The sequence below is a fragment of the Bradyrhizobium sp. genome (assembly GCF_027307225.1).
Classification (GTDB): domain Bacteria; phylum Pseudomonadota; class Alphaproteobacteria; order Rhizobiales; family Xanthobacteraceae; genus Bradyrhizobium.
The window spans coordinates 36,034-60,388 of record NZ_DAHUXJ010000154.1 but is presented as its reverse complement, the minus strand read 5'-3'; the positions used below and the strand labels follow the sequence as shown (position 1 = coordinate 60,388).

General features: G+C 62.1%; 23 protein-coding genes and 1 pseudogene. 12 read left to right on the top strand and 12 right to left on the bottom strand.

What is annotated here, in order from left to right; translation table 11 throughout:
* Window positions 1-88: 88 nt before the first annotated feature.
* The 4 genes and pseudogenes from dxs (at window position 89) to M6D32_RS26025 (ending at window position 4,193) form a co-directional block, all read left to right on the top strand.
* A complete protein-coding gene (gene dxs, locus M6D32_RS26040) occupies window positions 89-2,014 on the top strand; it encodes a 1-deoxy-D-xylulose-5-phosphate synthase (protein WP_298261772.1) in 1,926 nt (641 codons plus the stop codon).
* A gap of 58 nt (window positions 2,015-2,072) precedes the next feature.
* Window positions 2,073-2,207, top strand: a pseudogene (locus M6D32_RS26035) (nucleoside 2-deoxyribosyltransferase); the annotation flags it as partial.
* Between the two features lie 17 nt (window positions 2,208-2,224).
* Window positions 2,225-2,959, top strand: coding sequence for a TlyA family RNA methyltransferase (locus M6D32_RS26030; RefSeq protein ID WP_298261770.1), 735 nt, complete (start codon window positions 2,225-2,227; stop codon window positions 2,957-2,959).
* Entirely contained in the window at window positions 2,952-4,193 is a 1,242-nt protein-coding gene (locus M6D32_RS26025) for a methyltransferase (protein ID WP_298261767.1), read from the top strand. Before M6D32_RS26030 ends, M6D32_RS26025 begins: the two co-directional genes overlap by 8 nt.
* A gap of 27 nt (window positions 4,194-4,220) precedes the next feature.
* On the opposite strand, the gene M6D32_RS26020 is transcribed toward M6D32_RS26025, so the two are convergent.
* On the bottom strand, window positions 4,221-5,069 hold the full coding sequence (locus M6D32_RS26020; RefSeq protein WP_298261765.1) for a DUF1194 domain-containing protein: 849 nt from the start codon (window positions 5,067-5,069) through the stop codon (window positions 4,221-4,223).
* 681 nt (window positions 5,070-5,750) lie between these two features.
* Between M6D32_RS26020 and clpS the strand changes: the two genes are divergently transcribed.
* The gene (gene clpS, locus M6D32_RS26015) at window positions 5,751-6,056 is read left to right on the top strand and encodes an ATP-dependent Clp protease adapter ClpS (protein ID WP_298261763.1); all 306 of its coding nucleotides are present in this window, start codon (window positions 5,751-5,753) and stop codon (window positions 6,054-6,056) included.
* Between the two features lie 33 nt (window positions 6,057-6,089).
* Here the strand turns inward: clpS and M6D32_RS26010 are convergent, their stop codons facing one another.
* From M6D32_RS26010 to M6D32_RS25995, 4 genes are all read right to left on the bottom strand, one after another.
* The gene (locus M6D32_RS26010; RefSeq protein ID WP_298261761.1) at window positions 6,090-7,289 is read right to left on the bottom strand and encodes an adenylate/guanylate cyclase domain-containing protein; all 1,200 of its coding nucleotides are present in this window, start codon (window positions 7,287-7,289) and stop codon (window positions 6,090-6,092) included.
* Between the two features lie 17 nt (window positions 7,290-7,306).
* Window positions 7,307-8,524, bottom strand: coding sequence for an adenylate/guanylate cyclase domain-containing protein (locus M6D32_RS26005; protein ID WP_298261758.1), 1,218 nt, complete (start codon window positions 8,522-8,524; stop codon window positions 7,307-7,309).
* A 66-nt stretch (window positions 8,525-8,590) separates the two neighbouring features.
* The gene (aroC, locus tag M6D32_RS26000; protein ID WP_298261755.1) at window positions 8,591-9,679 is read right to left on the bottom strand and encodes a chorismate synthase; all 1,089 of its coding nucleotides are present in this window, start codon (window positions 9,677-9,679) and stop codon (window positions 8,591-8,593) included.
* A gap of 76 nt (window positions 9,680-9,755) precedes the next feature.
* Entirely contained in the window at window positions 9,756-10,352 is a 597-nt protein-coding gene (locus M6D32_RS25995) for a histidine phosphatase family protein (RefSeq protein WP_298261753.1), read from the bottom strand.
* A gap of 435 nt (window positions 10,353-10,787) precedes the next feature.
* On the opposite strand from M6D32_RS25995, the gene M6D32_RS25990 reads away from it, so the two are divergent.
* Window positions 10,788-11,276: a sigma-70 family RNA polymerase sigma factor gene (locus M6D32_RS25990; RefSeq protein ID WP_298261751.1), complete on the top strand. Its 489-nt coding sequence runs from the start codon at window positions 10,788-10,790 to the stop codon at window positions 11,274-11,276.
* A gap of 130 nt (window positions 11,277-11,406) precedes the next feature.
* Window positions 11,407-12,174 carry an anti-sigma factor gene (locus M6D32_RS25985; RefSeq protein WP_298261749.1) on the top strand — a complete coding sequence of 256 codons (768 nt, stop codon included), beginning with the start codon at window positions 11,407-11,409 and terminating at the stop codon, window positions 12,172-12,174.
* Between the two features lie 208 nt (window positions 12,175-12,382).
* Here the strand turns inward: M6D32_RS25985 and M6D32_RS25980 are convergent, their stop codons facing one another.
* Together M6D32_RS25980 and M6D32_RS25975 are read right to left on the bottom strand one after the other, a co-directional pair.
* A complete protein-coding gene (locus M6D32_RS25980) occupies window positions 12,383-13,339 on the bottom strand; it encodes a DnaJ C-terminal domain-containing protein (RefSeq protein ID WP_298261747.1) in 957 nt (318 codons plus the stop codon).
* 214 nt (window positions 13,340-13,553) lie between these two features.
* A complete protein-coding gene (locus M6D32_RS25975; protein ID WP_298261745.1) occupies window positions 13,554-13,952 on the bottom strand; it encodes an RT0821/Lpp0805 family surface protein in 399 nt (132 codons plus the stop codon).
* Between the two features lie 293 nt (window positions 13,953-14,245).
* Here M6D32_RS25975 and pdxH point away from each other — a divergent pair, with 293 nt between their 5' ends.
* Together pdxH and M6D32_RS25965 are read left to right on the top strand one after the other, a co-directional pair.
* Window positions 14,246-14,887, top strand: a complete 642-nt coding sequence (gene pdxH / locus M6D32_RS25970; protein WP_298261742.1) for a pyridoxamine 5'-phosphate oxidase — start codon at window positions 14,246-14,248, stop codon at window positions 14,885-14,887.
* A 17-nt stretch (window positions 14,888-14,904) separates the two neighbouring features.
* A complete protein-coding gene (locus M6D32_RS25965) occupies window positions 14,905-15,660 on the top strand; it encodes an SDR family oxidoreductase (RefSeq protein WP_298261740.1) in 756 nt (251 codons plus the stop codon).
* Between the two features lie 233 nt (window positions 15,661-15,893).
* On the opposite strand, the gene M6D32_RS25960 is transcribed toward M6D32_RS25965, so the two are convergent.
* Together M6D32_RS25960 and M6D32_RS25955 are read right to left on the bottom strand one after the other, a co-directional pair.
* Entirely contained in the window at window positions 15,894-16,094 is a 201-nt protein-coding gene (locus M6D32_RS25960) for a hypothetical protein (protein WP_298261738.1), read from the bottom strand.
* Window positions 16,095-16,274: 180 nt separating this feature from the next.
* Window positions 16,275-17,252: a magnesium transporter CorA family protein gene (locus M6D32_RS25955; protein ID WP_298261736.1), complete on the bottom strand. Its 978-nt coding sequence runs from the start codon at window positions 17,250-17,252 to the stop codon at window positions 16,275-16,277.
* Between the two features lie 406 nt (window positions 17,253-17,658).
* Between M6D32_RS25955 and M6D32_RS25950 the strand changes: the two genes are divergently transcribed.
* Window positions 17,659-18,357 (top strand): L,D-transpeptidase, encoded by a 699-nt coding sequence (locus tag M6D32_RS25950; protein WP_298261792.1) that lies wholly within the window; start codon window positions 17,659-17,661, stop codon window positions 18,355-18,357.
* A 36-nt stretch (window positions 18,358-18,393) separates the two neighbouring features.
* Here the strand turns inward: M6D32_RS25950 and M6D32_RS25945 are convergent, their stop codons facing one another.
* Complete coding sequence (locus tag M6D32_RS25945; protein WP_298261734.1) at window positions 18,394-19,284, bottom strand: extensin family protein; 891 nt, start codon at window positions 19,282-19,284, stop codon at window positions 18,394-18,396.
* Between the two features lie 126 nt (window positions 19,285-19,410).
* On the opposite strand from M6D32_RS25945, the gene M6D32_RS25940 reads away from it, so the two are divergent.
* Window positions 19,411-21,033, top strand: a complete 1,623-nt coding sequence (locus tag M6D32_RS25940) for a fatty-acid--CoA ligase (RefSeq protein ID WP_298261732.1) — start codon at window positions 19,411-19,413, stop codon at window positions 21,031-21,033.
* 154 nt (window positions 21,034-21,187) lie between these two features.
* Window positions 21,188-22,039 carry a DUF1499 domain-containing protein gene (locus M6D32_RS25935; RefSeq protein WP_298261730.1) on the top strand — a complete coding sequence of 284 codons (852 nt, stop codon included), beginning with the start codon at window positions 21,188-21,190 and terminating at the stop codon, window positions 22,037-22,039.
* Window positions 22,040-22,083: 44 nt separating this feature from the next.
* Here M6D32_RS25935 and M6D32_RS25930 read toward each other — a convergent pair whose 3' ends face one another.
* Window positions 22,084-23,010 carry an MBL fold metallo-hydrolase gene (locus M6D32_RS25930; protein ID WP_298261728.1) on the bottom strand — a complete coding sequence of 309 codons (927 nt, stop codon included), beginning with the start codon at window positions 23,008-23,010 and terminating at the stop codon, window positions 22,084-22,086.
* A gap of 128 nt (window positions 23,011-23,138) precedes the next feature.
* Window positions 23,139-24,353: an acyl-CoA dehydrogenase gene (locus M6D32_RS25925; protein ID WP_298261726.1), complete on the bottom strand. Its 1,215-nt coding sequence runs from the start codon at window positions 24,351-24,353 to the stop codon at window positions 23,139-23,141.
* Window positions 24,354-24,355: the final 2 nt, after the last annotated feature.

The window sequence follows — 24,355 nt, the reverse complement described above, 5'->3', positions numbered from 1 at the left end:
CCGGGTCTGGGTCGCTTGCGCATAGTTCTTGCGCAACCCATTTCTCGTCGGGCCGTTGATCCCGACTTTACAAAATTGGAATAGCGCTGTGACCGCATTTAGTAAGACGCCGCTTCTCGACACGATCCGCACCCCGGACGATTTGCGCCGGCTCAAGGTGGAGCAACTCCGGCAAGTCGCTGACGAGCTGCGTCAGGAAACCATCGATGCGGTTTCCGTGACCGGCGGTCATTTCGGCGCCGGCCTCGGGGTGGTCGAACTGACCACCGCGATCCACTACACCTTCGACACACCGCGCGACCGTCTGATCTGGGACGTCGGCCATCAGGCCTATCCGCACAAGATTCTCACCGGCCGCCGCGACCGGATCCGCACCTTGCGCACCGGCGGCGGGCTCTCGGGCTTCACCAAACGCACCGAGAGCGACTACGATCCGTTCGGCGCCGCGCATTCCTCTACTTCGATCTCCGCAGGTCTCGGCATGGCCGTTGCGCGCGACCTTTCGGGCGGCAAGAACAATGTCATCGCCGTGATCGGCGACGGCGCGATGTCGGCGGGCATGGCCTATGAAGCCATGAACAACGCCGGCGCGATGAATTCGCGCCTGATCGTCATACTCAACGACAATGACATGTCGATTGCCCCGCCGGTCGGCGCGATGTCGGCCTATCTGTCCAGGCTTTATTCCGGCAAGACCTATCGCACGCTGCGCGAGGCCGCCAAGCAGATCAACAAGCGGCTGCCCAAGATCATCGCCAACCGCGCCAATCGCGTCGAGGAATATTCCCGCGGCTTCATGATGGACGGCGGCACGCTGTTCGAGGAACTCGGGTTCTACTACGTCGGTCCGATCGACGGCCATAACCTCGATCACCTGTTGCCGGTGCTGCGCAATGTCCGCGACATGGAGGAAGGACCGATCCTCGTCCACGTCGTCACGCAGAAGGGCAAGGGCTACGCGCCCGCGGAGGCTTCCGCCGACAAGTATCACGCCGTCGTCAAATTCGACGTCGCCACCGGTGCGCAGGCCAAAGCCAAGCCCAATGCACCAGCCTATCAGAACGTGTTCGGCCAGAGCCTCGTCAAGGAGGCGCAGAAGGATGAGAAGGTCGTCGGCATCACCGCCGCGATGCCGTCGGGCACCGGGATCGACATTTTCGCCAAGGCCTTCCCCAACAGAACTTTTGACGTCGGCATCGCCGAACAACACGCGGTGACCTTCGCCGCCGGCCTTGCCTCGGAAGGCTACAAGCCGTTCTGCGCGATCTATTCGACCTTCCTGCAGCGCGGCTACGACCAGATCGTGCATGACGTCGCGATCCAGAGCCTGCCGGTGCGTTTCGCGATCGACCGGGCCGGGCTCGTCGGCGCCGACGGCGCCACTCATGCCGGGTCGTTCGACAACGCCTATCTCGGCTGTCTGCCGAATTTCGTGATCATGGCGGCCTCCGACGAAGCCGAGCTCGTCCACATGGTGGCCACGCAGGTGGCGATCGACGACCGTCCGAGCGCGGTGCGTTATCCGCGCGGCGAAGGCCGCGGCGTGGATATGCCCGATGTCGGCATTCCCCTGGAGATCGGCAAGGGCCGCATCGTCCGCCAGGGCAGCAAGGTTGCGCTGTTGTCGTTCGGCACGCGTCTTGGCGAATGCGAGAAGGCGGCCGAAGAACTCGCCGCTCACGGGCTGTCGACCACCATTGCCGACGCGCGCTTCATGAAGCCGCTCGACGAGGAGTTGATCCTGAAACTCGTGCGCGACCACGAGATCCTGATCACGATCGAGGAAGGCTCGGTTGGCGGCTTCGGCTCGCATGTGATGCAGTTCCTGTCGGACAGTGGCGCGCTGGACGGCGGCGTGCGGGTGCGCACGATGGTGCTGCCCGACGAGTTCCTCGATCACGACACGCCGGGCGCGATGTATGGCCGCGCCGGACTCGACGCCAAGGGCATCGTCGCCAAGGTGTTCGAGGCGCTTGGCAAGGACGTCAAGACCGAGACGGTAAAGCTCGCCTGAGCACCTTTAAATGACGAAGGTCTATCTGGCAGGACCCGACGTGTTCCTGCCGGATGCCATCCACGCGCTCGATCGCTATGGCTGCGCACTGGTCGCACCGAAGGCACGTCCCGACGACATCTGGCACGACCTGACCGCGTTCGAGACATGCGTCCGCTTCGCAGCCGAACGGCTTCGCGCCGGTCGAGCCTAAATTGTCCAGGTGAGAAAATGCCCTCGCCCCGCAAACGCATCGATCTCCTGCTGGTCGAACGCGGACTGTTCGAAAGCCGGGCTCGCGCCCGCGCCGCGATCGAGGCCGGCCTGGTTTCAGCGAATGACAAACAGGTCCTCAAGGCATCCGAGACCGTCGTGGCTGATGCCGAATTGCAGGCCCAGCCCGCCCATCCCTTTGTCTCGCGCGGCGGTGTCAAGCTTTCAGGCGCGCTGGAGCGATATCCGATCGAAATCGAGGATCACGTCTGTCTCGACGTCGGCGCCTCGACCGGCGGTTTCACCGAAGTCTTGCTCGCCAACGGCGCCAGCGTGGTCTTCTCGATCGACGTCGGGCGTAGCCAGTTGCACCCGTCCCTGCGCGATCATCCCAAAATCGTTTCCATGGAAGGGACGGACATCCGCAGCTTCGAAGGCAAACGGCTGCCCGCCCGGCCGGACGTCGTGGTCATCGACGTCAGCTTCATCTCGCTGAAAATGGTGCTGCCGGCTGCGCTTTCGCTGGCGGCGGCGCCGATGCATCTGCTGGCATTGATCAAGCCGCAGTTCGAAGCCGCCCGAAAGCATTCGAAACGCGGCATCATCCGCGATGCCGCCGTGCATCAGCAGATCTGCGACGAAATCTCCGCCTTCGCGTCGTCGCTCGGATGCACGGATATCCAGGTATTCCCCTCCCCGATCACCGGGGGCGACGGCAACGTCGAATTCTTCATCGGCGCGCGCCGTGGTTGAGCAGCTCGTCATCGACCATGTCGGCCATCTCGGCGACGGCGTTGCGCTGGTCGACGGACGAAGCGTCTTTGTTCCCGGTGCGCTCGCTGGCGAGACCGTCGACGTCGCGCCCGTGCCGGGCCATCATCCGGACCGGCGGCAACTGGTACGGGTCGAACGCGCAAGTCCGCAACGCGTCGAACCATTCTGCCAGCATTTCGGCACCTGCGGCGGCTGTGCGATCCAGCATTGGGACGCGGAACGCTACCGCGACTGGAAGCGCAACCTCGTGATCGCAACGCTGGCGCAGGCAAAGATTGCCTGCGAGGTCTTTCCCCTGCTCGAGGCCCATGGCAGCGGCCGCCGGCGCTTGACCCTGCACGGACGCAAAAGCTCGCAAGGCGTGCTCAAGGTCGGCTTCGCCGCAGCACAGTCGCACGATGTCGTGCCGATCGATCGCTGCCCGGTTCTCGATCCCGGCCTGGACGGCGCAATTGAGGCCGCCTGGGCGCTGGCCGAACCCCTGATCGGGATCGGCAAGCCGCTCGACATCCAGATCACGGCGACCGATGGCGGGCTCGATGTTGACGTCAGAGGCTCCGGCCCACTGTTGGCCGCCGCCATCGCGGCACTATCGCAGATCGCAGCGAAACGCCGTCTCGCCCGGCTGTCACGGCATGGCGAACTGGTGCTGATGCGCGAGACGCCTGGCGTGACGATGGGCAAGGCACGGGTGATATTGCCGCCCGGCTCTTTCCTTCAGGCTACCTTCGCCGGCGAAGAGACGCTGGCCGCACTGGTCACAAAGCATAGCGGACGCGCCAAACATATTGCCGATCTGTTCTGTGGCGTCGGTCCGTTCGCGCTCCGCCTCGCGGAAAAATCGCGGATCACAGCCGTCGACAGCGATGCGGGTGCGATCGCCAGCCTGCAGAAGGCGGCCGCCTCGACGCCGGGATTGAAGCCAATCAAGGCGGAGGCCCGGGACCTGTTTCGCCGCCCGCTGGTGGCAGAAGAGCTGCGCGAGTTCGATGCCGCCGTGTTCGACCCGCCGCGGCAGGGTGCACAGGCCCAGGCCGAACGGCTGGCGGCAAGCAAGGTGCCCCTCGTGATCGCCGTGTCCTGCAGCGCCGCGACCTTTGCCCGCGATGCGCGCATCCTGATCGACGGCGGTTACAGGATCGAGGGCGTGACGCCGGTCGATCAATTCCGCCACACGCCGCATGTCGAGCTCGTCGCAAGGTTTGCGCGGTGATGCAGAGGCGAGACTGACACTTTCCGCCTAACGTCCCCACCTGTCCTGCCACATCTTCTCCCCGATCAGGCACGGCACGCGCGGCTCCTTTTCCGCGACCGGCACCAAAGGACGTTCCGTCGTGCGGCCGGCAACCTCTTGCAGGAGCTTGCTTCGAATAGCTTCCTTGAACTTGTCGCGGTCCTTGATCGCCACCACGAAAGACCCAGGGCCACCGATCACGCAATCTTCGTAATACCAATCGAGATTTTCGATATCCATGGTCGAGTAGGACGGATCCTTCACCATGATCGGAAGGCCGTTGATGACGATCCCCTTGGAGATTGCCTCATCGCGCGCCGGCGTGACCGGCGCGCCATTGTTGTTGGCGCCGTCGCCGGAGATATCGATCACGCGACGCAATCCCGGATAGGGGCTGGTCTCGAATAGCGGCATCGCAAAATAGATCGCGCCGGAAATCGAAGTGCGCGAGGCGCGGCGAATCGGCGCATTCATGATTTCGGCGGCTACCGCATCTGCGGTCTCCGGACCGTCGATGACGCGCCAGGGAATGATGATCTTCTGGTCGTTCGACGCCGCCCATTCAAAATAGGTCACCGCGACCTTGCCGCTGGGGAGCGCCTTCAACGCCTGCAAGAATTCCCTCGAGACAAGGGCCTGTGCATAGCCTTCGCGCTGCACCGCGAGCTCGTCCATATCCATGGAATAGGAGACGTCGACGGCGAGGATGAGCTCGACGTCGACCTTGCCGGCGGCCTTGTCTGCCGCTTGCATCGCGGGTCGATGGCGCGGATCCGGCGCGGCCACTCCAGTGACGTCGCTTGCGGTGAGCACACCCGCGACCAACACCGCTCCGATCGAGGCATACCAGCGCATTTGCGGCCCTCCCGTCGGCAAGTGCCGCCGATCCGAAATTCCTCCACGGGTTACTGCTGGTTCGCAAAGGAATTTCAAATCGAAAGCGGCACTCGAAACCTATTCTGTGCGAGTGCGGCGAATTTGAAATTCCTATCAGTTTCGCCGCGAGTTCGTTATAGGAACTTCAAATTCAAAGCCGCTACTCAAATCAATAAGTTGCTGGAGCTCCTTTGATTCCGAAGTTCGCATCAGAGGTTACCGCGATAGCTTGCGAACCTCGGAATCGGAGCTCTAGGCCCCCGATGTTTTCCGAAGCTCGTTTCAGAAGGTGCTGCAAGGCCGGACGAACTGCGGAAACGGGACACTAGCGCTATGTTGACATGCAAAGTGGCCCGCGGAAAGGCGGAACAGCCTCCAGCATTCACATTCAGGTTAGCGGCACAGACTGCTGCCGTTCGTATCGCCGGCCTCGCGGAGAATCGGGGAGACTGGCTTTTCAGGCGCACCGCTGCGTGCCGGAAATTGTTCGCGCTGTCACCCCGCGGGATCGGCTGCGACGGTCACACGCTCAAGCCACGATGGCGTTCCGCTACTATGCAATGATGGCATTCCCGATTAATGGGGTTGCCGGTCAACAGACGGAGCCTATTTTGATAGGCTGACGCCTCGACGGCGACTTATCGAAGGTGTGGGAAGCGAATGGCCGATACCGATACCAAACCCCGGACGAAGGTCAAAACCAAGGTCGAGCGGCCGCGGCTGCACAAAGTCATTCTGCTCAATGACGATTACACGCCGCGCGAATTTGTCGTCACGATTCTCAAAGCGGAGTTCCGGATGACCGAGGATCAGGCACACAAGGTGATGATCACGGCGCATCAGCGTGGCGCCTGCGTCGTGGCCGTCTTCGCCAAGGATGTTGCCGAAACCAAGGCCACCCGCGCCACCGATGCCGGCCGCGCCAAGGGCTACCCGCTGATGTTCACGACCGAGCCGGAGGAATAGCGGTTCGCAGCCCCGACCTGGGACCTCAACCCATCATACATCCGCAGCCAAGGCAGCGGCTGCCTCATCCGTGAGGCCATAAACTCTCGCCGCTTGCGAAAGGCCGGCTACCGGATATTCGCCAAGATCCTGCCAGCGGTCCGGACAGGCCGCCGCGAAAGCCGACGATGCGAGTACCGTTCGATGCAGGCGGCCTGCCATCTTTTCCAGTCTTGCCGCGAGATTGACCGCAGGTCCGATGCAGGTGAAATCGAGGCGGTTGCCACCGCCGATATTGCCGTAAAGCACCCTTCCGACGTGCAAGGCGACGCCGAACCGAAAGCGTTCGATGGTCTCGCCGATCGGAAATTGCATGGCTTCGACATTGGCGCGCGCCTCGCAGGCCGCGTCGAGGACTTGGGCGCAGGCCTTGCCGACATCGCCGACATATTCATCGATCGGAAAGACGGCGAGCAGCCCGTCGCCCATGAACTTCAGGACTTCGCCGCCGTGGGTTGAGATCGCCGAAACCTGGCAGTCGAAATACTGGTTGAGAATGTCGATCACGGTTTCGGGCGGCAGTCGATCCGACAGCGCGGTAAAGCCACGCAGATCCGATAGCCAGATCGCCGCGTCCATCGTCTCGGCATGGCCACGCCGGATCTGCCCGCCGAGAATGCGTCCACCGGCGCGGTTTCCAACATAGGTATCGAGCAGGATCGAGGACGTGAAACGCCACCGCGTGACTTCGATGAGGCGGGCCAGCGGCGGGATCAATCCGCGGATCGCTGCGAGCTGAGCCTCGGTGAAGCCGCCCGGCTGCTTCGTCGTCCAACTTGATGCGTGCGCCGTACCGTCAACCTGGAGTAACGGCAACGCGATATAATCGCTGGCGCCTTCGGCGCGGAGGTCATCGAACAACGGGAAACGCCTGGCGTCCGGCCCGTCCATGCGCGCCCTGACCTCGCGCCGCTCGTTGAAGACGATTGCAAGTGGACTGCGAAGGAACTCCGGAGAATCCAGCACGTCGTAATTCGCCGTGCCGGCGACGACTTCGGTCCCCGGCCGCCAGACGAAGTTGCGGCCGATCACATCCGGGTGCAGCGTTCGGACGAAAACGCCGACCCGCCACAGCGGCAGCCCGGCCGCCACCATCCGCTCGCAGGTTTCCGTCATCATCTGCGGCGGGTTCGGAGCAGACCTCGCACCGTCGACAAGCCATTCGGTCAGCTTCTGCAGGGCGAGTGCGTCCATAAGCTATCCGTTATTGGTCATTGAACGGCCGGTTGGGAGGCTTGCGTTCCTGCCTCGTCTCGCAAGCCGTAAACACGTGAGGCTATCGTAAAACCGGCAATCGGAAATTCGCCAAGGTCTTGCCAGCTATCCTGCCAGCTATTCGCGCAAGCCTCGACGAAGGCGTGTGAGGCAATCACGGTGCGATGCAGACGGCTGGCGATCTTTTCCAGTCGGGCTGCGAGATTGACCGCAGGGCCAATGCAGGTGAAATCGAGCCGATTGCCGCCACCGATATTGCCGTAGAGCACTCTTCCGACATGCAAGGCGACGCCGAAGCGAAAGCGTTCGACGGTCTCACCGATCGGAAATTGCATGGCTTCGACATTGGCGCGCGCCTCACGAGCGGCGTCCAGAACGCCGGAACAGACCTTCCCGACGTCGTCGGCGTGCTGATCGACCGGGAAAACGGCGAGCAGTCCGTCGCCCATGTATTTCAGTATCTCGCCGCCACGGGATTTGATCGAAGCGACCTGGCAATCGAAATACCGATTGAGAATCTCGACGACGGTCTCGGCCGGGAGGCGGTCCGAAAGCGCCGTGAAGCCGCGCAGATCCGATAGCCAGATCACCGTCTGCATGGCTTCTGTGTGGCCACGACGAATTTGCCCTGCAAGAATCCTCTCGCCTGCGCTGTTGCCCACATACGTATCAAGCAGCGTGCTGGCGATGCGACGCTGCGCGAAAATTTCACCGAGCCGCGCAAACGGACCAATGATCCTCCGCAAAGCGATCAAGTGCTCTTCGCCGAACCCGGTAGGCTCTTTCGTGGTCCAGCTTGCGACGTGAACCGAATCGTCCGTGAACAACATCGGCAGCGCGATGTAATCGGTCACGCCCTCCTTGCGTAGATCGTCGAACAGGGGAAATCGCCGGATTTCGGGATCGTCCATCCGAAAGCGGGCCGCCTTCAGGCTCCGGTAGACGAGGATCAGCGGGCTTTGCGTGAACTGGGGCGACGACGGCAGATCGAAGTTGGCGGTGTTGACCACGACTTCGCTGCCACGGCGCCAGATGAAGGCGCGGCCAAACAGGTCGGGATGCGGCGTCGTGACAAATGCGCCGACCCGGTAAAGCGGCACGCCGGCCGCAACCAGCCGCTCGCAGGTCTGCTCCAGCAGCGCTGCCGACGTTTTTGCCGATCGTGCGCCGTCGGTCAGCCACTCGACCAGTTTATCCAGCTCCGATGCGTCCATGGGATCAATGTGCGACGCAAGTGGCGAAAAGGTCAATGAGGCGAACAACCAGCCGCCAGCAAAAGCCTACTGACCCGTCTGGGCGCGGTGACGCAGGAAATGATCCGCGAGCACGCAGGCCATCATGGCCTCGCCGACCGGAACGGCGCGAATGCCGACGCAGGGGTCGTGGCGGCCCTTGGTCAGAATTTCCGTCTCGCCACCCTTGCGATCGACCGTGCGGCGCGGCGACAGGATTGACGACGTCGGTTTCACTGCAAAGCGCGCTACCACCGGCTGGCCGGTGGAGATGCCGCCCAGAATGCCGCCCGCATGATTGGACAGGAAGTTGACGCCCTGATTGCCCATCCGCATTTCGTCGGCGTTTTCTTCGCCGGACAGTTCGGCCGCGGCAAAGCCGGCGCCGATCTCGACGCCCTTGACTGCGTTGATGCTCATCATGGCGGCCGCGAGATCTGCATCGAGCTTGGCATAGATCGGCGCGCCCCACCCGGCTGGCACGCCTTCCGCGAGCACCTCGATCACCGCGCCGATCGACGAGCCGTTCTTGCGGATGCCGTCGAGATAATTCTCGAAGAAAGCCGCCTTGTCCTTGTCGGGACAGAAGAACGGATTTTTCGCAACTTCATCCCAATCCCATTTGCCGCGATCGATCTTGTGTGGTCCCATCTGCACCAGCGCGCCGCGCACGGTGACGCCGGACAGGATCTTGCGTGCAATGGCGCCGGCCGCGACCCGCATCGCGGTCTCGCGCGCCGACGAGCGGCCGCCGCCGCGATAATCGCGCAAGCCATATTTGGCTTCATAGGTGAAGTCGGCGTGACCTGGACGAAACTTGTCCTTGATGTCGGAATAGTCTTTCGAACGCTGATCGGTATTCTCGATCAGAAGCCCGATCGGCGTGCCGGTCGTGACCTGCGTCCCGGTCTCCGGATGCGCCATCACGCCCGACAGGATTTTTACTGCGTCCGGCTCCTGGCGCTGGGTGGTGAAGCGCGATTGCCCGGGACGGCGGCGATCGAGATCGTGCTGGATATCTTCGGCGGTCAAGGGCAGCAGCGGCGGACAGCCGTCGACCACGCAGCCGATCGCAACCCCATGGCTCTCGCCGAAGGTCGTCACGCGGAACAGATGGCCGAAGGTGTTGTGGGACATGATTTGTCGTAACGCGCGGCGAATGGCCGGTCAAATGGCCTTTCCTCCGCCCCGGTTAAACTCGAGGACAGCCGAATTAACTATAGTAGCTACTCATCTCGCCGTCCCTGAATACGTAGACTATGCCCTGCCCGACGGACCAATCGGCAGCGATTTCGGGCGTCAAAAGGTCAAGCGTAACCATCAACGCGCGAGCGGTGCCGCCATGAGCGACTGTCACCATGTCGACCTTGAGCTCTCGATACCACTCGGCCACCCTCGCCTGCACCTCGACGTAGGTCTCGCCGCCGGGTGGGGCCACTGTCCATTTTTCCGCCTGACGCCGCGCAAACAGATCGGGGTCTTTCGCCTGCATTTCCGCGAGCGTCGATCCCTCCCACGTGCCGTAACCGATTTCGCGCAGGCGATCGTCAATGGCGTAACCCGAAAGCGGAAGTCCGAGAACACCGCGCGCCAGATCCATGGTCTGGCGCGCGCGACCAAGCGGACTACAGACGAAGCCGATCGAGGCCGCGCGTTGGCCATCCCGCGCGAACAGATCTGCGAGGATATGGCCGGTGTGAACCGATTGTCTGCGGCCGAGTTCGTTGAGTGGAATGTCCTGCACGCCTTGCAAGCGACCCAGCGCATTCCATTCCGTTTCGCCGTGACGGATGTAATAGATGGTCGGCACCTGGTGCCCACTTTCCGAAGTTCGTGCTCCATCGCAGCACCCACCTTCACGAACTTCGGAAAGCGTGGGCTACTCACAAACTAATCGATTCTAGTACCGCTTATCGATCTGAAGTCCCCGATCTCCGCACCCGCACGCGGCATGCTTTCGCAATACCCCAGGCAATCGAGCGGCTTGGCGGCGCCAGGAATCACGCTGCTTTTACCTTTCATCAGATCTGAGTTTTTCACCATATGACAAATCCGGTGCTTTGCCGCCGGTTTGGAGGTACATCAGCCCCGACGGTCGGTACAGGCTCCTCGATGACGACAACCTGAATACCCGTGCGACTACGGGCGGAATAGCGATTTCGATCTGGGGTTTAGTCGTTTGTATTCAGGCTTTGGTGCTCGCGACTGCCGAAGCACCGCAGGGGATGATTTAGGATCGCACGCGATGATAGCGTTTCGCGAGAGTGTCGAAGCCATGATTCCTGCGTTGCGCCGCTATGCGCGCGCGCTGACGCGGGATGCCGACATTGCGGACGACCTCGTGCAAGATACGCTGGTTCGGGCGTTGCGCTCGGAACGGCTTTTTCTCGGCGGTGACGTGCGGAGCTGGCTCTACACCATCCTGACCAATCTCAACAAGAACAGGCGGCGATCGCTGGCCCGGCGGCCGCAGTTCATGCCTCTTCTGGACAACAATCCGGACGCCAGCGGCACCGAAGCCGAAGGCCGCGACATCGCCAAGGCCATGGCGACGCTGGTGGACGATCAGCGCGCGGTGCTGCTGCTCGTGATGCTGGAAGGATTGAGTTATCGCGAAGTTGCCGACATTCAGGGCGTGCCGATCGGCACGGTGATGTCGCGCCTGGCGCGGGCGCGGGCCCATGTAAAGGCGGTCCTCGAAGGCGAGCGCCCGGCATTGCGGCGGGTGAAATAATGACGAACTCGATGAACTGGCGTGGAGTGACTAAGCTTTTTGGGGAAACCGCATCGCAGACGCGGTCGCATTTCCGTCGGGGAGAGCGGACGGCGGCAGCGAGCATTTCGACTGAGAAGAGACGACGACCATGATCGACCCAAAGATTCCCGTCACCGAAGACGAGCTGCACGCTTACGTCGACAACGAATTGCCCGCGGAACGGCGCGGCGATGTCGAAGCGTGGCTTGCGACCCACCCCGATTGCGCCGAACGGGTACAAGGATGGCGCGAAATGGCGGATGCACTGCATGCACGCTATGATCGTGTTGCCGACGAGGTGGTGCCGAAGCGTCTTGAACTCGAGCGGCTGGTAAGCCGGCCGCGCCAGTGGCTGTATGGCACGGCGGCCGCGGTGCTCGCAGCTTTCGTTGGCGGCGGCGGCGTCGGCTGGGTGGCGCGTGGTATTACGGCGACGCCTTCGGCCATCCAGAGCCTGACCTCCGACGCGCTCGATGCGCATCGGCTTTATGTCGTCGAAGTCCGCCATCCCGTCGAGGTGCCGGGCAGCGAACGCGATCACTTGCAGACCTGGCTGACCAAACGATGCGGTTGGGACGTCCGGGCCCCGAAGCTGGACGCGAGTGGATTGAAGCTCGTCGGCGGACGCCTGTTGCCCGGCCCGACCGGGCCGGCCTCATTCTTCATGTACGAGAGCGCCTCCGGGGAACGCTACACGCTTTACGCTTCCCGCTCGAAGGCCGGATCGGCGCAGATGCGCTACACCGCCGCCGAGAATTCGGGCGCCATGTACTGGTCGGAAGACGACGTCAGCTATGTGCTCAGCGGCCCGATGGACAAGGAAAAGCTGCATCGGGTGGCGCGCCAAGTTTATGACCAGAACGAGAAAGGCGGCTGAAGCGGCGCGACTGGGTGGCAAATCGGCCACGTCCAAATTCCGACATTAAGAATCTGGAATTGGAACATGGACGCGTCTCAATATCGCACCATGACTCACGAAAAATTGTGGCGCGTTCGATCCGCCGATCGACGCAAGCGGCCTCGACTGGGGTTTGTACCGCGCTGGTCCCCCAGATCGAGGCCGCACCCCTTCGTTCCCGCGGCGATTACGAAAAGTCGCTGCGCGGGTTGTAGGGATGGGTATCCCGCCATTTTTGCATCAACGCCTCCAGTTCGGCGTTGTTCCCGTCCGGCAGCATGATTCGGGTGGTCACCAGCAGATCGCCGTTCCCGCCTGCTTTCGGCAATCCCTTGCCTTTAAGACGAAACGTCCGGCCGCTCGAGGTGTTTTTCGGGATTGAAAGTTCGACCGCGCTGCCGAGCGTCGGCACGCGAACCTTTCCGCCCAGAACAGCCTCATAGAGCGTGATCGGCAGATCCAGGCGCAAATCGCTGCCATCGACTTTGAAGAGCGCGTGCGGCGCAATACTGACCGCGATCAGCAGGTCCCCTGGCGGATGGCCCGCCGCGGTTTCGCCCTGCCCCTTCAGCCGGATCTGCTGGCCGGCCACAACGCCGGGTGGAATCTTGACATTGAGTTCCTTGCCGGCCGGCAAGCGAACGCGCTTCTCCGCCCCCTTGACCGACTCCTCCAGCGACACGGTCATGGCGACGGAGACATCGAGGTCCATCGCCATGGTTCCGGGGTCGAACTCGAACCGGGCGCCACCGCCGCCGGGTCGGCCTCCGCCGCGCGCCGCCGCCGCCCCGAACATGCTGTTGAGGATGTCCTCAAAACCGCCGCCGCCGCCGGGGCCCGCGCCGCCGCTGCGAAAGGTATGGGTCTCGAACCCACCGGCGCGCGCGCGCGGATCGCCGCCGGGAAATCCCTGAAAGCGCGGCTTGCCCTCAGCGTCGATCTCGCCACGATCGAACTGCTTGCGCTTGTCCTCATCGCCAACGATCTCGTTGGCCGAATTCAGCTCGGCGAAACGAGCGGCAGCCTTCGGGTCGTTCTTGTTGGTGTCGGGGTGGTACTTCTTGGCAAGCTTGCGATAGGCGCCCTTGATCGCCGCGGCATTGGCGCTCCGCGGCACCCCCAAGACCTCATAGGGGTCGCGCATCCGTCAGTTCTCCTTCATGGGAAGTCGTCAGTCTATGATACGGGCCGGCAGCCAGCTCAGGCTTTTCATTTGGGGACGTCGTGTCATTTTTGCAACGGCTTCGCACCCGTCGCGCAGCGCTGTCGAAATAGACCAAGATCGCACGCATTCTCAACCATTTGTGCAAGGAAGCCAAAGCAAAAGCTGATTCTCAACTGGCCGTTTCCGCGCGACTTTAGCTCTGCCGCCAAGGCTTGAGCGTATGAATTTCCCATTGCCCGCGGCTGGTTTGACAAGCAGCCCCTTGAAGCCAGCTTTCCGACGTACCCTTGACGTAACTCGCCAGGAAATCACGGCAGGTCCGCCCATCCGAGGAATAGGCCTGCGCCAGCGGCGTCACCGACCCCCGTGCGCCAGTCTCCGGATTTTCCCAAGGCTGGCTCGCATCCTTGTCGCCCCGCGTCAGCACATCGGACGCGGCGTTGCGGGCAAAGGCGAGGTCGGTCTCGGTCGGAACGGACGAGCCCGCCCCGGCCGCCGGGCTGAACGAGCCGGTGACGTCGTCGCTTTTGGCGAACGCACCATTCAGGCGGGACATGCTGCAACCGCCGACACTGACGCCAATCAAAAGCATGGCCGCTACTCCGGGTAGGACCGCCGATCTGAAGCCCCTGTACCACAAGCGGCGAATTCGATCAGGGACTTCAGATCGATAAAGCGGTCCTAGAATCAATGAGTTTGCTAGCGCCCATAACTTCCCGAAGTTCGTGAAGGTGGTTGCTGCGACGGTGCACGAACTTCGGAAAGTGGGCACTAGCCTGATCGGCGATAGGCCAAAGCGTCCCCATGCCCTATATAAGGCTGACTTCACACGGTGCATTGACGCGCATTTGGCCGCGGACGGGCGCAACCTTGGACTCCGATTACATGACGGACACGACCTCCATCAAACACCCGACACCCTTAACATCCGGTGATTTCACCGCGGCCGAGGAACCCTTCGCGCTGTTCGGAGAGTGGTTTGCGGAAGCCGTAAAGGCCGAGCCTAACGATCCCAACGCCATGGCGCTGGCGACCGTCGATACGGACGGCCTGCCCGACGTGCGGATGGTGCTGATGAAGGGCTATGACGGCGCCGGCTTCGTGTTCTACAGTCACATCGCCAGCCAGAAGGGCCGCGAATTGGCCGCAAATCCTAAGGCGGCGTTACTATTTCACTGGAAGTCGCTGCGGCGGCAGGTGCGTATCCGTGGCCTGGTGTCGCCGGTCACCAACGCCGAGGCGGATTCCTATTTCGCCACCCGCCCCAAGCAAGCCCAGATCGGCGCCTGGGCGTCCAAACAGTCGCAGCCGCTGGAAAGCCGGTTCGCTTTTGAACAAGCGATCGCCAAGGTTGCCGCGCAATACATCATCGGCGAGGTGCCGCGCCCACAGGGGTGGAGCGGCTGGCGCATCACCCCACAGTGCTTCGAGTTCTGGCATGACCGCCCGTTCCGCCTGCACGACCGCATTGAATTCCGCCGCGACGCTCCCGACCAGGTCTGGTCGAAGACGCGGCTTTACCCGTGATCGACGGCTAGGATCCCATGGCCACTCCCTCTCATAACGGACCACGACGGACAATGCTGCTCACCGGTGCCAGCCGCGGCATCGGCCATGCAACCGTGATCCGCTTTTCGTCGGCGGGTTGGCGCGTTCTCACCTGTTCACGCCATCCCTTTCCCGAGGAATGCCCATGGGGCGCGGGGCCTGAGGATCACATTCAGGTCGACCTCGCCGATCACCGCGATACCGAACGCGCCATCTCCGAAATTCGAGACCGGCTGGAAGGCGGCGTACTGCATGCGCTCGTCAACAATGCGGCGATTTCGCCGAAGGCCGAAGGCGGCAAACGGCTCGGCTCGATCGATACCGAACTTGAAACCTGGAAACACGTGTTTCGCGTCAATTTCTTCGCGCCCATCATGATGGCGCGCGGCCTGATCGACGAATTGACGGCGGCGAAAGGTTCGGTCGTCAACGTGACGTCGATCGCCGGCTCGCGGGTGCATCCGTTCGCGGGCGCCGCCTATGCAACGTCGAAAGCGGCACTCGCCGCACTGACGCGCGAGATGGCATCGGATTTCGGCAGGCTCGGCGTCCGCGTCAATTCGATCGCTCCGGGCGAAATCGACACGTCGATCCTGTCGCCGGGCACCGAAAAGATCGTGGAGCAGCAGATTCCGATGCACCGGGTCGGCACCCCGGATGAGGTCGCCAAGATCATCTACGTGCTGTGTACGGAAACGAGCTCTTACGTGAACGGCGCGGAGATCCACATCAACGGCGGCCAGCACGTCTAGTGTGGCGACACTGACGTTTCAGTTTCGCAGCGACCTCTTCAAAGGAACGTCAGAGTCAAAGGACCACTAGCAAATGTCTGTTTCTAGTGGAGTTTAGGATTTGACATTCGCTTTCCAAACTCGCGGCCGGATGGGTAGCGAATGTCAAATCCACTCCACTAGCGTTTTGGGCGATGCGCAAAAGTCGCTTAACCTCGAAGCCGCGCAGGTGGGCATCGAAGCAGGATAACGTTTCAGATCAGCCCGCGCAGGATCTGGGCGGCCTGCCAGCGCAGCGCTTCCTGGGTGTTGGCGATGCTGGAGCACTCGTCTTCGAGCTCGCCGTCGCCGAGCGCAGCCCCGCAATGCCGGCAGCTACGCGCCGAGATCGCCCGTGCCCCGACCACAATGCTGCGGCCCTGCCGGTAGCTTGCGAAATCGATGACGTTCTGCATTGGCCTTATGACTTTCTCAACCATTGGAATTTTCGCGGGTCGTTCGCGAGTGTTATGGCAGAAAGCCGTCGCGCAAACGTTCAGTGCACCGCTCAAATTTTAGCGGAGCGAAAATAACGGCGAGTCCGGCAATTGCAGCGCACTTTCTTAACCTCGCGCGGGCGGCGGCGGCGCCAGGCTTTACAGCCACTTCTTCCAGCGGAAATACATGTAGGGGGCGACGGCCGCGACCGCCATCATCAGCACGGCAAGCGGATAGCCATGCTGCCATTCAAGTTCCGGCATCACCTTGAAATTCATGCCGTAGACCGAGGCGATCAGGGTCGGCGGCATCAGCACCACCGCCATCACGGAAAACAGCTTGATGATGTTGTTCTGTTCGAGATTGACGACGCCGAGCATGGCATCGAGCACAAAGGTGATTTTGTTTGAAAGATAGGAGGCGTGGTCGGTCAGCGAGGCGACGTCGCGCTGCATGGTCTTGAGCTGCTCGCGCATGTCCTTGGTCCACTTCACGCCTTCGATAACAGCCGAGAGAAACGTCACGAGGCGGCCGATTGAGACGAGGCTTTCGCGAACCTTGGAGGTCAGGTCGCCCTTGCGGCCGATCGCGATCAGGATCTGCGAATAGCGCTTGGCGTTGCCGTGGCGCTCGCTCTCGGGCTCGAAGATGTCGTGGGAAACCTGGTCGACGTCCGCGCCGATGCGCTCGAGGATGTCGGCGCAGCGGTCGATCACCGCGTCCAGCAACTCCATCAACACCATTTCGCCGGTAACGCTGGCCGAGCAATTGCGGCCGAGCTTGTTTTCCACCAGCACAAACGGCTTCGGATCGTCGTAGCGCACCGTCACGAGACGATGGCCGGCAAGGATGAAAGTCACCGCCGTGGTCTTCGGCGCCTCGGTGTCGGACTGGCACATCAGCGTCGCCGTCATGTAGCGCGCGCCGTTTTCGATATAAAGGCGGCTCGAAATCTCGATTTCCTGCATGTCTTCCCGGGTCGGCACCGCGATCCCGGCGATCCCCTCCACCGCCCTGTCCTCGGCCGCGGTCGGCTTGATCAGGTCGATCCAGACGGCGTTCTCCGGCAACTTGTCCAGATCGGTAACGGTGGCCTTTTTCAGGGAGGACTCGCTGGGGACGAACACCGAAAACATGCAGAACTCCGGACTGGCAAAGTTAACCAAGAGGACTCGTAGCCATCAGGACCTGTAACCAAGAAGACTTGTAACCAGGAAGACTTGTAACCAGGAGACTTGGCTCGATTCGGCAAACCTTTCGTGAAAGCCGGTAGCTCTCCAGGATTTGCGGCGTCGGGGCGTCGGAAGAGTGGCGGAATCCGCCCCTCGGCCCAGCTAATTGCCCAAGAATCCCGTCCCGCTCAAGTACTTGCGGCAAAAAAGACACAACCGGGCCGCTGCAGTGCCGAAGTGGCATCTGAGCGCTGGAATTGTTGCCAATTTCGGCGATAATGTGGGAGTTGAAGATGGAATCGTGGCGGACAGAAAATTCTTCGTCTCGACCGTATGGCCTTCGATTGGAAACTCCAAAATGTCGTTGAAACTGACGTCGCTGAAATTGGCAATGGCTGTGACTGCCGCCGGGCTCCTGCTCTCAGGTTGCATGGAAACGGCAAACTATGAGGCGACCAATACCGCTAATTTCAAGCAGCACGACAAGGATCTGCTGGCGAAAATTCGCTACGAGAACGTGCAGCCGCCGGAGAACTTCCGCCGCGCGATCGTCGAGTATCAGCGCAAGGAAGCCCCGGGTTCGATCGTCGTCGATTCCGACAACCACTACCTTTATTACGTGATGAACGATGGCAAGGCGATCCGTTATGGCATCACCGTTGGCGAAGAAGCCATGGCCTGGTCTGGTGTCGCCAAGATCGGCGCGATGACCGAATGGCCCGCGTGGCACCCGACCTCGGGCGAAATCGAGCGCCTTGGCGTTCCCACTTTCGTGCCGCCGGGCCCGGACAATCCGATGGGTTCGCGCGCGATGTATCTCTATTCTGGCGGCAAGGACACGCTGTTCCGGATTCACGGCACCAACCAACCCGAATATATCGGCCAGTCGATCTCCTCCGGTTGCATCCGCATGACGAATGAAGACGTGATCGACCTCTATAACCGTGCCAAGGTCGGCACGATCGTCGTCGTGCTCGCGCCTCATCATGGCGGCGGCAGCGACTCGCCGTTCGGCGGTTCGTCGCAAGTGGCGCAAGGCGGCAACACCAACATTGGCTCGTGGCGATAAGCCTCTTCATTCTGATTTAACGGAAAAGGCGCCGGTTTACCGGCGCTTTTTTATTGGCGGATGGTCGGGTGGAGGCGTTTGCGCCTGCTCACCTCCCGGAGCTGCTTCACGGCCGGGCTTTGCTGCTGTCGGCTCGTCCGCCACCTCGCGCGGCGGCGCCTCTGCCGGCCGCGGCGCCGGCAGCATCGGCGCAACGGCCGGGAGCGGATCCCAGACGTTCCACTGGCAAATCCGGTAATTGTTGTGGCGCTCCATCAGGTCGAGATGGATGTGGTCCTCGTGGTAGCCGTCGGAGCCGGGCCCCAGCACGGTCGAGAATCGCGCGCATACCGAATGCAGCACCGTCTCGCGCACATCGCGCGGCACGTTGCGGTCGGTCAGCGAGATGGTCCGGCCGGCAAATTTGAAGGAACGAACGTCGAGCGCATTGGCGCGGCCGTGTTCGGACAGTGGCGCGCCCGCAATGCGATTGCGGCCGCGACACTCGTAGGAATCGAAGTTGTCGAGGTCCGTGACCACGCTGCCGAGCTTGCTGGCAACGGCGTCGACGTCGGTGCGAACCCAGTCGGCGACGGCTGCGGCCATCTTGCAGCGCAGGATCGCCGCCGGCTTGAGCGCAACCCGACGTTGGTCACGCAACACCACCGCCTGCAGCCGCACCAGATCCTCGCCGCCGCAGCCGCTGGGGCCGTGGATGTCGGGAATGCTCGGCGCAATCGCGATCGCTTCCGTCAAGGCGGTCCGGCAGGCGGAGGGCGGAGGTGGGGCTGCGGCCTTTGGCTCGGCGTTTTTCTGGTCCGGCCCGGCGGACGGCTCAGCCGTCGCGGCCGGAGCGTCGGCAGGCCGGGGCCTGGGCAGCGGTATCCTGGCAGCGGCTGGATATAACTCGCCGCAAAAGGCGAGCAGCAGCGCGGCGGCGGTAACCATGGCACCCCGGCCGGCGTGCCCCCTACCAGAAGCCCACTTGCGGCATCTCTTCCCCACGCTAAACTTTGTGCCAACTCGCGCAAAAGAACCGCGAAAAGCGACAGCACTTTCAGGAGGAACTACCGCATGCTTGGTTTGATGCAAGACTGGCCTTTGCTCTGTCACCGAATTCTTGAGCACGCAGCGACAATCCACGGCAAGCAGGAAATTGTCACGCGCTCGATCGAAGGCCCCATCCATCGCACCAATTATGCCGAAATCTACAAGCGCGCGCTGAAGATATCGCAGCGGCTCGACCGTGACGGCATCAAGTTCGGCGACCGCGTGGCCACCATCGCGTGGAACACCTGGCGTCATCTCGAAGCCTGGTATGGCATCATGGGAATTGGCGCGATCTGCCATACCGTCAACCCGCGACTGTTCCCCGAACAGATCGCCTGGATCATCAACCACGCCCAGGACCGCGTGGTGATGACCGACATCACCTTCGTGCCGATTCTGGAAAAGATCGCTGACAAGCTTTCCAGCGTCGAGCGCTACATCGTGCTCACTGACAAAGCCCATATGCCGGAGACCTCGCTGAAAAATGCGGTCGCCTATGAGGACTGGATCGGCGAAGTCGACGGCGATTTCAAATGGAAGACCTTTGACGAGAATACCGCAGCTGCGATGTGCTACACGTCCGGCACCACCGGCGACCCCAAGGGGGTGCTGTATTCGCACCGCTCCAACGTGTTGCACGCCCTGATGGCCAATACCGGCGACTCGCTTGGCGCCTGTGCGGGCGATACGATGCTGCCGGTGGTTCCCCTGTTCCACGCCAATAGCTGGGGCATCGCGTTCTCGGCGCCCTCGATGGGGACCAAGCTGGTGCTGCCTGGTGCGAAACTCGACGGCGCTTCCGTGTTCGAACTGCTGGACACCGAAAACGTCACCCATACGGCAGGCGTTCCCACCGTGTGGCTGATGCTGCTCAACCACATGGCCGCCAACAAACTGAAGCTGCCGCATCTGCGCTTTGTGGTCTGCGGCGGCTCGGCGATGCCGCGCTCGATGATCAAGGCCTTCAACGATATGGGCGTCACGGCGCGGCATGCCTGGGGCATGACCGAGATGAGCCCGATCGGAACGCTCGCCGCCCTGAAGCCGCCCCACGACAAGCTAACCGGCGAGACAGCGCTCGATATCCTGCAGACGCAAGGGTACCCGCCCTTCGGCGTCCAGATGAAAATCACCGACGACGCCGACAAGGAGCTGCCATGGGACGGCAAGACCTTCGGCCGCCTCAAGGTTTCGGGGCCCGCGGTCGCCAAAGCCTATTACCGCGTCGATGGCAGTATCCTCGACGAGAACGGATTTTTCGACACTGGCGACGTCGCGACGATCGACGGGCAGGCCTACATGCGGATCACCGACCGTTCCAAGGACGTGATCAAGTCCGGCGGCGAGTGGATTTCCTCGATCGATCTGGAAAATCTCGCCGTCGCCCACCCGGCGGTGGCGGAAGCTGCCGTGATCGGTCTGCATCATCCCAAATGGGACGAGCGCCCCCTGCTGATCGTGCAGCTCAAACAAGGGCAGAATGCCTCACGCGAGGACATTCTTAAATTCATGGACGGCAAGATCGCCAAATGGTGGATGCCCGACGATGTCGTGTTCGTCGACGGCATTCCGCATACCGCGACCGGCAAGATCCTGAAAACGGCGCTGCGCGAGCAATTCAAGGCCTACAGTTTTCGGGGCGCGTAGAGGGCATCAAATGGCCTGACAATGCTCCGGCCATTGGTACGCCTCCCTTGAATTCGGCGCAGGTTCGTGGTCTCAAACGGGTTAATTCTAACCGCCGGCCGGTTCCGGCCGGCTGTGACTCAACCCGGTAGTTTCAAGGCCAAGAACAGCGCCCATGGCCCGCAGGTTTTCTGCTCCCTATCTGTCGGAGCCCGTGTCGCGCCTGGCGTCATGGTCACGCAATCTGGCGGTATTTGCCGTGGTAGCGGTCGTGGTCTCGATCCTCATCGTCCGCTTCGGCTTTCTCGAAATCAAACCGGCGCTCGCAACCTTCTTCGGCGCGCTGGCCTGCGCGGGCCTTTCCATTCTGGTCGGCCTGATCGGGGCTGCGGCGATCTGGCAGAGTGGCGCGCGTGGTATGGCCCGGATCCTGCTGGCATTCCTGATTGACGCTTTGCTGCTCGCCTATCCGGCCTATCTCGGCGTGCAATATCGCCGCCTGCCCGCGATCCACGACGTCACCACCGACCCGATCGATCCACCGCGCTTCGAAGCCTTGGCGCGCCTGCGCAGCAGCGACGGCGCCAACCCCGCCGTCTATGCCGGCCTTTATTCGGCCGAACAGCAGCACATTGCCTATCCCGATATCGAAACGGTCGAACTCGAGCTTCCGGTGGATCGGGCCTACGAGATCACCTTGCGGCTCGTCAACCGGCGCAAGTGGCTGATCATCGACGAGCGCCCTCCCCAGCCGCCGCGCCGGATCGGCCGAATCGAGGCCGTCGCACGCACGCCGATCATGGGGTTCCGCGAGGACGTATCGATCCGCATCGCGCCGGACGACGAGGATTCGCGCGTCGATATCCGCTCCGCCTCGCGCTTTTTCGAGAGCGACCTCGGCAGCAATGCGGCGCGGGTGCGCAAGCTGATCGATGACCTCAACACCGCTGCCGACGCCGACGTGCAGAAGCCTGCGAAGACCGCGCCCGCGCCTTCGAAGCCGCCGGCCAAAACGGTGAAGAAGTAGTGAGGCGAACAGGGAATGGTGAATAGCGAGTAGTCTTGTTTTCCCTACTCGCTATTCGCCAATCGATACGTTCCGCCAATCACGGGGTCGCCATCGGTTGCGATCACGTCGCGCCCGACCAGATCCTCCAGATGCGCCAGCACGGAATAGCCGGCCGCCTTCATCAGCCGCGGATCGATGCCGATATAAATGGCACGAACGATGGTCGGGATGTCCGCCTCGCCTTTGGCAAGGCGATGCAGGATCGAGGCTTCCCGTGCCTGGCGATGGCGGATCAGGAAGCGCACATAACGCGGCGCGTCCGGAATTTCCGGGCCATGACCGGAGAAGTAGAGATTCTCGCAACGCGCGGCGAGCTTTTCCAGCGAGGCCATGTAATCGATCATCGAGCCATCCGGCGGCGCCACGATCGAGGTCGACCATCCCATCACGTGATCGCCGACGAACAGGAACTTCTTCTCAGGCCAGGCGAACGCAAGATGGTTGGCCGTATGGCCCGGCGTCGCGACCGCCTCGAGTTTCCAACCGTCGCCCTCGATGATCTCTCCATCCCTGACTTGCACGTCGGGACGAAAGTCGCGGTCGGCGCCCGATTCCGGATTGTGCTTCTCGCTTTCGAAGCGCGGACGCGAGGCGCGATGCGCCCCCTCGGCATAGACCGGCGCGCCGGTGGCCGACTTGATTCGCGGCGTATTCACCGAGTGATCGCGATGGGTATGGGTGACGAGAATGTGCGTCACGGTCTCGCCGCGCACGGCATCAAGCAGCGCCTTCGCATGGGCTTCATCGCCGGGACCGGGATCGATGATCGCGACCTTGCCGCGGCCGACGATGTAACTCACGGTGCCGGTGAACGTGAACGGGCTCGGATTGTTGCAGAGGATGCGCCGCACGCCGGGCCTCACTTCCTCGACCACGCCGGGCGCAAGCGGAAAGTTACGGTTAAACGGGACGTCGTCGGTATCGGCCATTTTTTCTCCGCGGTCATTCCGGGATAGCCCGAAAGGGCTAGACCGGGAATCTCGAAGATGAGGAAAAATACGGCACGAGATTCCGGGTTCGCGTCTTCGACGCGCCCCGGAATGACGGCCTATAACTTTTACGAAAACGCCTGAATGCCGGTGATGGCGCGACCGAGGATTAGCGCATGAACGTCGGCTGTGCCTTCATAGGTATTGACGGTCTCCAGGTTCGCGGTGTGGCGCATCACGTGGTATTCGATCTGGATGCCGTTTCCGCCATGCATGTCGCGCGCGGTGCGGGCGATATCGAGCGCCTTGCCGCAGTTGTTGCGCTTGACGATCGATATCATCTCGGGCGCCATCTTGCCCTCGTCCATCAGCCGTCCGACCCGCAACGAGGCCTGCAGGCCCAGCGCGATCTCCGACTGCATGTCGGCGAGTTTCTTCTGTATCAACTGCGTCGCCGCCAACGGTTTGTTGAACTGCTTGCGGTCGAGCGTATATTGCCGCGCGCGGTGCATGCAGTCTTCGGCAGCGCCCATCGCGCCCCAGGAAATTCCGTAACGGGCGCGGTTGAGGCAGCCGAAGGGCCCCTTCAAACCCGAGACATTGGGCAGCAGCGCGCTTTCGGGCACCTCGACTCCGTCCATCACGACTTCGCCGGTAACGGAGGCGCGCAGCGAAAGCTTGCCGCCGATCTTCGGCGCCGAAAGTCCCTTCATGCCCTTTTCGAGGATGAAGCCGCGAATCTGGTTGTTGTGCTCGGCGGATTTCGCCCAGATCACAAACACGTCGGCGATCGGCGCGTTGGAGATCCATATCTTGGAGCCGGTCAGCCGGTAACCGTCGGAGGTTTTCTCCGCACGGGTCTTCATGCCGCCGGGATCGGAACCGGCGTCGGGCTCAGTCAGGCCGAAACAGCCGACCCACTCGCCGGTTGCGAGCTTCGGCAGATATTTCTTGCGCTGGTTTTCATCGCCATAGGCATAGATCGGGTGCATCACCAGCGATGACTGCACCGAATTCATCGAGCGATAGCCGGAATCGACGCGTTCGATCTCGCGCGCGACCAGGCCGTAGGCGACGTAGCTGGCGTTGGCGCAGCCGTATTCTTCTGGCAGCGTGATGCCAATCAGGCCAAGCTCGCCCATCTCATGAAAAATGTCGCGATCGACCTTCTCTTCCAGATACGCCTTGATGACGCGCGGCAGCAGCTTGTCCTGCGCATAGGCGCGCGCGGTATCGCGGATCATCCGTTCATCTTCGGTCAGCTGGTCATCGAGCAAAAACGGATCGTCCCACTGAAAATTCACGGGAGACGGCTTGTCCTTGGCCTGAGGGCGCACGCTCATGG

What these genes read in the sequence shown, in the direction of transcription:
- M6D32_RS25930 (WP_298261728.1), bottom strand. Translation starts at nt 23,010, where the DNA reads ATGGCCGATACCGACGACGTCCCGTTTAACCGTAACTTTCCGCTTGCG.
- aroC (WP_298261755.1), bottom strand. Translation starts at nt 9,679, where the DNA reads ATGTCCCACAACACCTTCGGCCATCTGTTCCGCGTGACGACCTTCGGC.
- pdxH (WP_298261742.1), top strand. Translation starts at nt 14,246, where the DNA reads ATGACGGACACGACCTCCATCAAACACCCGACACCCTTAACATCCGGT.
- M6D32_RS25965 (WP_298261740.1), top strand. Translation starts at nt 14,905, where the DNA reads ATGGCCACTCCCTCTCATAACGGACCACGACGGACAATGCTGCTCACC.
- M6D32_RS26030 (WP_298261770.1), top strand. Translation starts at nt 2,225, where the DNA reads ATGCCCTCGCCCCGCAAACGCATCGATCTCCTGCTGGTCGAACGCGGA.
- M6D32_RS25975 (WP_298261745.1), bottom strand. Translation starts at nt 13,952, where the DNA reads ATGCTTTTGATTGGCGTCAGTGTCGGCGGTTGCAGCATGTCCCGCCTG.
- M6D32_RS25960 (WP_298261738.1), bottom strand. Translation starts at nt 16,094, where the DNA reads ATGCAGAACGTCATCGATTTCGCAAGCTACCGGCAGGGCCGCAGCATT.
- M6D32_RS25935 (WP_298261730.1), top strand. Translation starts at nt 21,188, where the DNA reads ATGGCCCGCAGGTTTTCTGCTCCCTATCTGTCGGAGCCCGTGTCGCGC.
- M6D32_RS25980 (WP_298261747.1), bottom strand. Translation starts at nt 13,339, where the DNA reads ATGCGCGACCCCTATGAGGTCTTGGGGGTGCCGCGGAGCGCCAATGCC.
- clpS (WP_298261763.1), top strand. Translation starts at nt 5,751, where the DNA reads ATGGCCGATACCGATACCAAACCCCGGACGAAGGTCAAAACCAAGGTC.
- M6D32_RS25955 (WP_298261736.1), bottom strand. Translation starts at nt 17,252, where the DNA reads ATGTTTTCGGTGTTCGTCCCCAGCGAGTCCTCCCTGAAAAAGGCCACC.
- M6D32_RS25945 (WP_298261734.1), bottom strand. Translation starts at nt 19,284, where the DNA reads ATGGTTACCGCCGCCGCGCTGCTGCTCGCCTTTTGCGGCGAGTTATAT.
- M6D32_RS26020 (WP_298261765.1), bottom strand. Translation starts at nt 5,069, where the DNA reads ATGCGCTGGTATGCCTCGATCGGAGCGGTGTTGGTCGCGGGTGTGCTC.
- M6D32_RS25940 (WP_298261732.1), top strand. Translation starts at nt 19,411, where the DNA reads ATGCTTGGTTTGATGCAAGACTGGCCTTTGCTCTGTCACCGAATTCTT.
- M6D32_RS26010 (WP_298261761.1), bottom strand. Translation starts at nt 7,289, where the DNA reads ATGGACGCACTCGCCCTGCAGAAGCTGACCGAATGGCTTGTCGACGGT.
- M6D32_RS25985 (WP_298261749.1), top strand. Translation starts at nt 11,407, where the DNA reads ATGATCGACCCAAAGATTCCCGTCACCGAAGACGAGCTGCACGCTTAC.
- M6D32_RS25925 (WP_298261726.1), bottom strand. Translation starts at nt 24,353, where the DNA reads ATGAGCGTGCGCCCTCAGGCCAAGGACAAGCCGTCTCCCGTGAATTTT.
- M6D32_RS25990 (WP_298261751.1), top strand. Translation starts at nt 10,788, where the DNA reads ATGATAGCGTTTCGCGAGAGTGTCGAAGCCATGATTCCTGCGTTGCGC.
- M6D32_RS26005 (WP_298261758.1), bottom strand. Translation starts at nt 8,524, where the DNA reads ATGGACGCATCGGAGCTGGATAAACTGGTCGAGTGGCTGACCGACGGC.